Genomic DNA, 8630 nt, shown 5'->3' with positions numbered 1-8630 from the left:
GAACCAACTCATTGGTAGACCTGGTTGTCTTCGGCCGCAGAGCCGGACAGCACATTGCGAAATACGTTACCGGCGCCCCTCAGGGCCGAGTCGATAACGACAAGGCCGAATGGTGGCGGCACCGTATCAACAGGCTGAAATCCAGCAAGGGAACCCACCCGGGCAGGATCTTCGATTCCATGCAGGAAACGATGATGGAAAAGGTCGGTGTTTATCGAACAGGCAGCGAAATGGAAAAGGCTGTTTCCTCCCTTCAGGTCCTTCGCCTGGCTTATAAAAACGTTTCGGTACATGCCCGGGCAGAAAACTTCAACGCCGAGGTTCAGACCGTTCTTGAACTAGGGAATCTTCTGGATTTGGCCCTCCATACTGCCTCTTCCGCTCTCAATCGTCAGGAGAGCCGGGGGGCTCATACCAGGGATGATTTCCCAGATAGAAACGACGGAGACTGGCTGAAACACAGTCTCAGTTCCATAAAGGATAACAAGGTGACCTTTAAATACAGGGATGTGGATGTCCATAAATGGGAACCAAAACCCAGAATCTACTGATCCTTGATTTGTGCCCCTTATCTGACAACCCTTTAAATGAGGAGATCCTATGCAAATTGAATTGAAAATATTTAGATACAACCCCGAGACGGATTCAGAATCCCGGTTTGATACATATAAGGTTGAGGCCCAGCCCACCGACAGGGTTCTGGATTCCCTGATGCATGTGTACAGGAATGAAGACGGCTCTCTGGCCTTCCGCAAGAGTTGTGCTCACGGAGTCTGCGGCTCCGATGCCATGAGGATCAACGGCAGGGAACGTCTGGCCTGTAAAACCCTGATCAAAGACGTGGCCGAAGCCGATGGAGATTCCATCCTTATCGAACCTCTCCGTCATCTGCCAGTCCAGAAGGATCTGATGGTAGATCAAAGCGAATTCCTGGCACGTTTTAAAAAAATCTCCCCTTATCTGATTCCCGTTGATAAGGCACCGGAGAGTGGAGAATACATCCAAAGTCAGCTCCAGAGGGATGCCATAGACGATGCCACCAAATGCATCAACTGTGGAGCCTGTTATTCCGCCTGTCCCGTTCTGGAAATAAATCCTGACTTTCTGGGACCGGCCGCATTGGTTCATGCTACCCGATTTATCTTTGACAGCAGGGATACAGGTCTGGATGAGCGTATTGCTGTACTGGATCAGCCCAATGGAATCTGGGCTTGTGACAATCACTTTGAGTGTACAAAAGTCTGTCCCAGGGGAATCAAAATTACAAAGCTCATTAACATGACCAAGAGAGAAATCAAAAAGAGAAAGGGAGAATAGTGCTCCATGAATATACATGAATACCAGGCTAAAGAGCTGTTTGCGTCTTATGGAATTCCCATCAAGGCCTTTCGTCTTGTGACAGATTCCGGCCAATTGGCCCAGGCGGCTGCAGATCTGGGAGGTGAGACCATCGTCAAGGCCCAGGTTCTCACAGGAGGACGGGGTAAGGCGGGGGGAGTGAAATATGCCAAAACCGTGGAAGAGGCTGTCAAGTATGGTACAGACATACTGAAGCTGACCATAAAGGGATTTCCCGTAGAGAAAATTATCCTCACCGAAGCTGCGGATATCAAGAAGGAATTCTATGCTGGTTTTATAACAAACCGGAGTACCAAGGCCGTGACTCTGATGCTCAGCAAGGCCGGAGGAATGGACATTGAAGATCTGGCGGTCAACTCTCCCGATCAGATTCTAAAAATAGATTTTTTCGCAGGAACCGGTGCCGATCCGGATCTCTATAACTCCGCCTTGAAAGAGATCTTTGAAACAGAGTCCCATACCGCTCAGGCACGGGATATTCTGGATAAACTGTATAAGCTCTTTCTGGATAAGGACTGCAGCCTGACAGAGATCAACCCCCTGTCCATTGTGGATGATGGTACCCTTGTGGCCATCGATGCCAAGATGAGCTTTGATGACAATGCTCTTTTTGCTCACCCTGAGATTCAGGCTCTGGAGAATGCGGAAGAGACCAGTCAGGATGAAAAGGATGCCCGGGAGGCGGGGCTCAGTTTTGTCAGCCTTGATGGGGAAATCGGCTGCATCGTCAATGGGGCAGGTCTGGCCATGGCGACCCTGGATCTGATCAAAATGGCGGGAGGGGAACCGGCCAACTTCCTGGATGTGGGAGGGAGCTCCAATCCGAACAAGGTTCTCACGGCCCTGAAAATCATCACCGGTAATCCCAGGGTCAAGGCCATCCTGATCAATATCTTCGGCGGGATAACCCGTTGTGATGACATTGCCAAGGGGCTTCTCATGGCCCGTGAACAAATCAATATGGATCTGCCTCTGGTCATCCGTCTGGTGGGGACCAATCAGGACGAAGGCCGGGCTCTACTGGAAGCCGCCGGCCTGCAGGCTTATGACGGACTCAGCGAATCGGTTGTTAAAGTTGTTGCCCTGGCTTATCCAGAGGGAGGACGAAAATGAGCATACTCTTAAATGAACACACAAAAGTCATCGTTCAGGGAATTACCGGTAGGGACGGTTCATTCCATACCATGACCATGGTGGGGGACGGTACAAAAATTGTTGCCGGTGTCACTCCCGGTAAGGGGGGACAGAACCTGGAAGGCATTCCCGTATACAACTCTGTAGCCGACTGCCTGAAAGAGCAGCAGGTGGATGCCTCGGTTGTCTTTGTTCCCGCCCCCTATGCCGCCGCTGCCGTCCGGGAGGCCCTCGAGGCCGCCATTCCCCTGGTGGTGTGCATCACCGAGGGTATCCCTGTGAAGGATATGACAGATCTATACCATCGGGCCCGTCAAAAGGGATCTGTTCTGATCGGGCCCAACTGTCCGGGCCTCATCTCTCCGGGAAAGAGCAAGATCGGCATCATGCCTAAACGCATTCATAAGGCCGGAGGAATCGGTGTCATTTCCAGGTCGGGAACCCTGACCTACGAGGTTGTCAACGAGCTGACTCTGGCTGGAATGGGCCAGTCCACCTGTATCGGAATCGGTGGAGACCCCATCGTCGGAACCGGATTTGTGGATCTGCTGGAGCGCTTTGAAGCCGACCCGGACACCACGGCTGTGGTGCTGATCGGTGAAATCGGCGGTGAAGCCGAAGAAGAGGCCGCTCAGTTCATCAAAGGAAAAATGACCAAGCCCGTCGTTGCCTTTATCTCGGGACGGTCTGCTCCCAAGGGAAAGAGGATGGGCCATGCGGGAGCCATTATTTCCGGCGGAAAGGGAACGGCCGAGGCAAAAATTGCCGCCTTTGAGGCCGCCGGGGTCGATGTTGCCGATAAACCGGATGAAATTCCCGGCTTGATAAAGAAAAAATTGAACTAGAAGGAACACAATGGCTGACAAGGGCATATCCATCGACAATCTAGCCTATCTGGAATCTCTCCTGGAGAGTGGGGAACTTTCTTCAGAAGACCTGGACCAGCTGGGAGGTTCCTCTTCTTCTATTGACAATACCCTTTCTGATAAACAGAGCCGCCTCAACGCCCTGATCTGGGCGTACCGGGATGCAGGGCACCTCCATGGTCATCTGAATCCTCTGGGACACTACATGACCAGGGAGATGAAATACATCTTTCTGACCATGAAGGGCGGGGTGGAGTCATTAAAACCCGAGCAGTTCGGGTTGGACCCGGAGGATCTGGGGAAATCCTTCAATCCGGGACGTTTTTTCAAGGAAGAATCAATGCCCCTGGAGCAGATCATCAAGCGTCTGGATGAGGTTTACCGTGGAACTCTGGGAGCCGAAATCCTCCATATTCAGAATGTTTCCATGCGGAACTGGCTGATCACTAATATGGAACGTCCCGAGAAATCAGTTCCTATTAATCCTTCTCTTCAAAAGGGGATACAGGAGGATTTAATCCGGGCCGAGGAATTTGAGAAATTCATCAACAACCGCTTTGTGGGGCAGAAGAGGTTCTCCCTGGAAGGAGGAGAGGTTGTTATCCCTGCACTTAAATATCTGTTCAAAAAATCCTTCAGTCTGGGAATAAGGGAAGCTGTCATCGGCATGGCCCACCGGGGACGATTGAACGTCCTGGTCAATGCCATCAGCAAACCTGCCGCCGAAATCTTCGCCATGTTTCAGAATAACTATCAGCCCTATGTATACGGCGGCAGCGGGGACGTGAAGTATCATGTGGGACAGAGTTGTGATTTCTCAGATGATGAAGGCAGGAGTCTTCACATTTCTCTGGTTTCCAACCCCAGTCATCTGGAAGCCGTGAACCCGGTAGTGGAAGGAAAAACAAGGGGTATCCAGAGAAGACGGGGCGACACAAACCGGAAGAAAGTCATGCCCATCCTGATTCATGGGGATGCCGCTTTTTCAGGGCAGGGGATCGTCTATGAAACCCTGAATCTTTCTCAGCTCAAGGGTTACAGGACGGGAGGAACCATCCATATCATCATCAATAATCAGATCGGTTTTACCACGGCATCCCGGGATTCCAGGTCCACTTTTTTTGCCACTGATGTGGCTAAATCCCTTCCCATACCCATATTCCATGCCAATGGAGACGACCCCGAATCGGTGATCAAGGCCATGGATCTGGCTGTCCGCTGGCGGCATAAATTCGGCTATGATGTGGTTGTTGACATCATCTGTTACCGGCGTCTGGGCCACAATGAGGCGGATGAGCCCTCCTTTACCCATCCCATCATGTATCATCTGATTAAAAAGCACCCCTCGGTGACCACCCTCTATGGTGAAATCCTGAAAGAGAAGAATATTCAGTCCAAGATTGAGCAGGAGGGGTTCAGGCTCTCCTATATTACGGAACTGGCTGCCGATTTTGAAGAAGCCAAGGGCTATGGAGACCACCAGTGGAATAACGCCTTTCGTAAGGGGGACTGGAAAGGCATGACCTTTGAGTATTCTTTTGATTTTCCTCCCACCGGGGTTCCTCCAGACCGGCTTAGACGGATCGGTGAGGTCTTAACCACTATTCCCGAAGGCCTTACGGCTCATCCCAAGCTGAAGCGATTTGTAGAAAACAGGCGGAAGGCACTGGATGATAAGACGGGGATCGACTGGTCTTTTGCCGAATCCCTGGCATTCGGCAGTCTCCAGACGGAGGGCTATCATGTCCGTCTTTCCGGAGAGGATTGCGGGCGGGGTACCTTCTCGCAGCGCCATGCCAAGTGGTGGGATGTGTCTGCAGAAAATCCACAATCCTATGCCCCTCTGAATCATCTTGAAAAAGATCCTTCAGGTCCGATGGGTGTGTTTTCCGTGTATGACAGTCCTCTTTCAGAGTTTTCGGTCCTGGGATTCGAGTATGGATACTCTCTGGCCATGCCCCGGGTACTGGTTCTCTGGGAGGCACAGTTCGGCGATTTTGCCAATGGAGCCCAAACTATCATCGATCAGTTTATCTGTTCGGGAGAGCAGAAGTGGTTCCGCTCCAGCGGTATGGTACTCCTCCTTCCCCATGGCTATGAAGGGCAGGGTCCGGAGCATTCCAATGCCTATCTGGAACGTTACCTCAGCCTCTGTGCCGAGGATAATATGCAGGTCTGTAATCTCACGACTCCGGCACAGTATTTCCATATCCTGAGGAAACAGATGATTCAGCCCTTCAGAAAACCTCTGATCCTGATGACTCCTAAAAGCCTTCTGCGGCATAAACTGGCAGTCTCTGATCTGAAGGATCTGGAGGAAGGCCAGTTCCAGACAGTCCTGGAAGATGATCCGAAATACCGGAAAGCCGAGGTTATCCTTCTCTGTTCGGGCAAGGTCTACTACGATCTGCTGGAACGGCGGGATCAGCTTGACAGTGAGAGATGCGCCATCCTCCGTCTGGAGCAGATCTACCCCTTCCCCGAACTGAGGCTGAAAGAGCTGATCAAGTCTTATCCCTGGTTCAGGCAACTCCGCTGGGTCCAGGAAGAACCCCGGAACAAGGGAAGCTGGTCTTTCCTGCAGGAACGGCTCAGCCGTCTGGGTGACCGGAACTGGTCTTATGTGGGCCGGCCTCCTTCGGCCAGTTCCTCCGCGGGCGCCCATGTTAAGAATATGGAAGAACTTGAATCCTTCCTCCAAGAAGCTTTTGAAGAGGTGAATGATAAATGATTGAACTGATAATTCCCGAAATGGGTGAATCCGTCACCGGTGGAATTCTGGCGGCATGGCTGAAGCAGGATGGAGATTTTGTGGCGGCGGGAGAAGAGGTCCTCGAGCTGGAAACCGATAAAGCCACCCTGGCTGTTCCTTCTCCTGTGGCAGGAGTCCTGAAAATCCTCGTCAAGGAAGATTCAGAAGTGGAGATCGGTCAGTCCGTGGCAGAGGTGGATACGGATGTGAAATCTGCCGGTCCTGATGTTCCTGAAATCAACACCAGTATCGCTTCCGAAGATCATTACTCCCCCTCGGTCCGTCATACTCTTCAGGCTTACGGTCTGAAATCCATGGATGGTCCCGGGAGTGGGAAGAAAGGACATGTCACCAAAGAGGATGTTCTGAAATATGTCAAATCCAAGGGAATCCAGCCTGTCCAACCGACAGCGAGTGAACCACCTGCCCCTCCTGTTCAGGTTCCGCCGGTTCTTCCGGCTGAGGGGGCCGTCCCGGTTCCGTTTTCAGAGGAGTTTACCCGGAAGAAAATGACCCGGATCAGACAGAAAATTGCAGCCAATCTGGTTCAGTCCAAGCAGCAGTCTGCCCATCTGACAACCTTCAACGAGGTGGATATGTCGGCGGTCCTGGAAATAAGAAATCTCTATAAAGATGACTTTTTAAAGAGCAAGGGGGTCAAACTGGGGTTTATGAGTTTCTTTGTCAAAGCCGTCTGTGCAGCCCTGGCCGAATATCCCCAGATCAATGCCGTTATCGAAGGAGAGGATTTTCTGCTCCGAAATTATCTGAATATCGGTATCGCCGTTTCCACCGATAAGGGACTGATCACTCCGGTTCTCAGACGAGCCGGCGGTCTGTCTTTTGCACAGATCGAATCACAGATCATCTCATTTGCTCAAAGAGCCGCGGAACGGAAACTTCTGCCCGATGAGCTCAGCGGCGGTACTTTCACCATCACCAACGGCGGTATTTTCGGTAGTCTGTTATCCACTCCCATACCCTCTCCCGGTCAGTCAGGCATACTGGGGATGCACTCTATTGTGAAGAAACCGGTTGTTTTAAATGATGAAATTGTCATCCGTCCCATGATGTACCTGGCCCTGACCTATGATCACAGGATCGTGGATGGCAGAGAGGCGGTGAGTTTTCTGAATGTCGTGAAGAAGGATATCGAGGATCCCCGGAGGATTCTTATCGATTTGTAAAACCCAGCCGGTTCCGGGAAGTCCCGGAGTCTAGTGAAATGTCCTAATAAGGAGTTTGATGATGTCAGAAGAAGTGATTCATAAGGGTTTGGAAGGTGTTTTTGTTACCAAGACGAGCATCTGCAGGGTCAATGGTGAGGAAGGAAGGTTGTACTATTACGGTTATCCCATAGAAGTTCTTGAAAAGTATTCCAGCTTTGAAGAAACCTCTTATCTCCTTCTCTACGGTCATCTGCCCAACCGGGTGGAACTGGATGATTTTACAGTAAAAATGAGAAAATCCCGCAAGATCAGTCCTCCCATTCTGGATATGATCAGAAGTTTCCCCCGGGAATCACACCCCATGGAACTGCTTCAGTCTTCCATCAATTTTCTCAGCGGCTATGTAGACCATAAGATTGAACACTCCGCCTATTGCAACTGCCGGCAGACACTGCATCAGATTGCCCAGTTACCCACTATTATCGCCGCCTTTCACCGCATTAAGAATGGACAGGAATCTATTGCTCCCCGGGACGATCTGAATCATGGCGCCAACTTCCTCTACATGCTCCGGGGAGTCGCCCCGGACCGGGAAGAGGGTGAGATCATGGATAAATGTCTGATCCTTCATGCCGAGCACGGTCTGAACGCCTCAACATTTACGGCCAGGGTTGTTGCGTCATCCCTTTCCACATGTTACTGCAGTATTTCCGCCGCCATCGGGTCTCTTTATGGTTCTCTTCATGGCGGAGCCAATGAGAAGGTCGTGAGCATGCTCAAGGAAATCGATTCCGTCAATGATGTCAGGCCCTTTCTGGAAGAAGCCAGCCGGACCAGGAGGAAGATTATGGGCATGGGTCACAGAGTTTACAAGGCCATGGATCCCCGGGCTGTACTGATGGAAGGATATCTGAAGACTCTTTCTGCTAAAAAAGGAAACTCGGTGAATTACAATATGCTGAAAGAAATTCAGAAGGTCTTCCGTGAAATGATGGATGAGAAAGAAAAGGCTATCTACCCCAATGTGGATTTCTTTTCAGGAGCAGTCTATGATCTCATGGATATTCCATCCTCCTTGTTTACGCCCATTTTCGCCATGGCCAGAGCACCGGGATGGTTGTCTCATATCCTGGAGCAGAGGCAGGATAACAGGATCTTCAGGCCTAAGGCTCTTTTTGAAGGACCACTGGACAGGGAATTTATTCCAATCGAAAATCGTTAAGCCCTTAGTGGATAGACATTAAAGGAGATAAAAATGATATGGGTTTGTAATGCCTGTGGTTATATATATGATCCCTCCGATGGTGATCCAGAACAGAGTATTCCCGAAGGCACTTACGCATAAGAGGG

General features: G+C 50.9%; 7 protein-coding genes and 1 pseudogene. All 8 read left to right on the top strand.

What is annotated here, in order from left to right; translation table 11 throughout:
* A pseudogene (locus tag PF479_RS12570) lies at positions 1-551 on the top strand (hypothetical protein); the annotation flags it as partial.
* A 49-nt stretch (positions 552-600) separates the two neighbouring features.
* Entirely contained in the window at positions 601-1317 is a 717-nt protein-coding gene (locus PF479_RS12565; protein ID WP_298007102.1) for a succinate dehydrogenase/fumarate reductase iron-sulfur subunit, read from the top strand.
* A 6-nt stretch (positions 1318-1323) separates the two neighbouring features.
* Positions 1324-2472 (top strand): ADP-forming succinate--CoA ligase subunit beta, encoded by a 1149-nt coding sequence (gene sucC, locus PF479_RS12560; RefSeq protein WP_298007099.1) that lies wholly within the window; start codon positions 1324-1326, stop codon positions 2470-2472.
* The gene (gene sucD / locus PF479_RS12555) at positions 2469-3338 is read left to right on the top strand and encodes a succinate--CoA ligase subunit alpha (protein WP_298007096.1); all 870 of its coding nucleotides are present in this window, start codon (positions 2469-2471) and stop codon (positions 3336-3338) included. The genes sucC and sucD overlap by 4 nt, the downstream gene beginning before the upstream one ends.
* Before the next feature lie 10 nt (positions 3339-3348).
* On the top strand, positions 3349-6090 hold the full coding sequence (locus tag PF479_RS12550) for a 2-oxoglutarate dehydrogenase E1 component (RefSeq protein WP_298007093.1): 2742 nt from the start codon (positions 3349-3351) through the stop codon (positions 6088-6090).
* Positions 6087-7298, top strand: a complete 1212-nt coding sequence (gene odhB / locus PF479_RS12545; protein ID WP_298007091.1) for a 2-oxoglutarate dehydrogenase complex dihydrolipoyllysine-residue succinyltransferase — start codon at positions 6087-6089, stop codon at positions 7296-7298. Before PF479_RS12550 ends, odhB begins: the two co-directional genes overlap by 4 nt.
* 61 nt (positions 7299-7359) lie before the next feature.
* Positions 7360-8502, top strand: coding sequence for a citrate/2-methylcitrate synthase (locus PF479_RS12540; protein WP_298007088.1), 1143 nt, complete (start codon positions 7360-7362; stop codon positions 8500-8502).
* A gap of 33 nt (positions 8503-8535) precedes the next feature.
* Positions 8536-8625, top strand: a complete 90-nt coding sequence (locus PF479_RS20825) for a rubredoxin (RefSeq protein ID WP_367277237.1) — start codon at positions 8536-8538, stop codon at positions 8623-8625.
* Positions 8626-8630: the final 5 nt, after the last annotated feature.

Origin of the sequence: Oceanispirochaeta sp. (assembly GCF_027859075.1) — a bacterium.
In the GTDB taxonomy this organism is placed as follows: domain Bacteria; phylum Spirochaetota; class Spirochaetia; order DSM-2461; family DSM-2461; genus Oceanispirochaeta.
The sequence above is the reverse complement of the archived record's forward strand: the minus strand, read 5'-3'. Positions and strand labels throughout refer to the sequence as shown.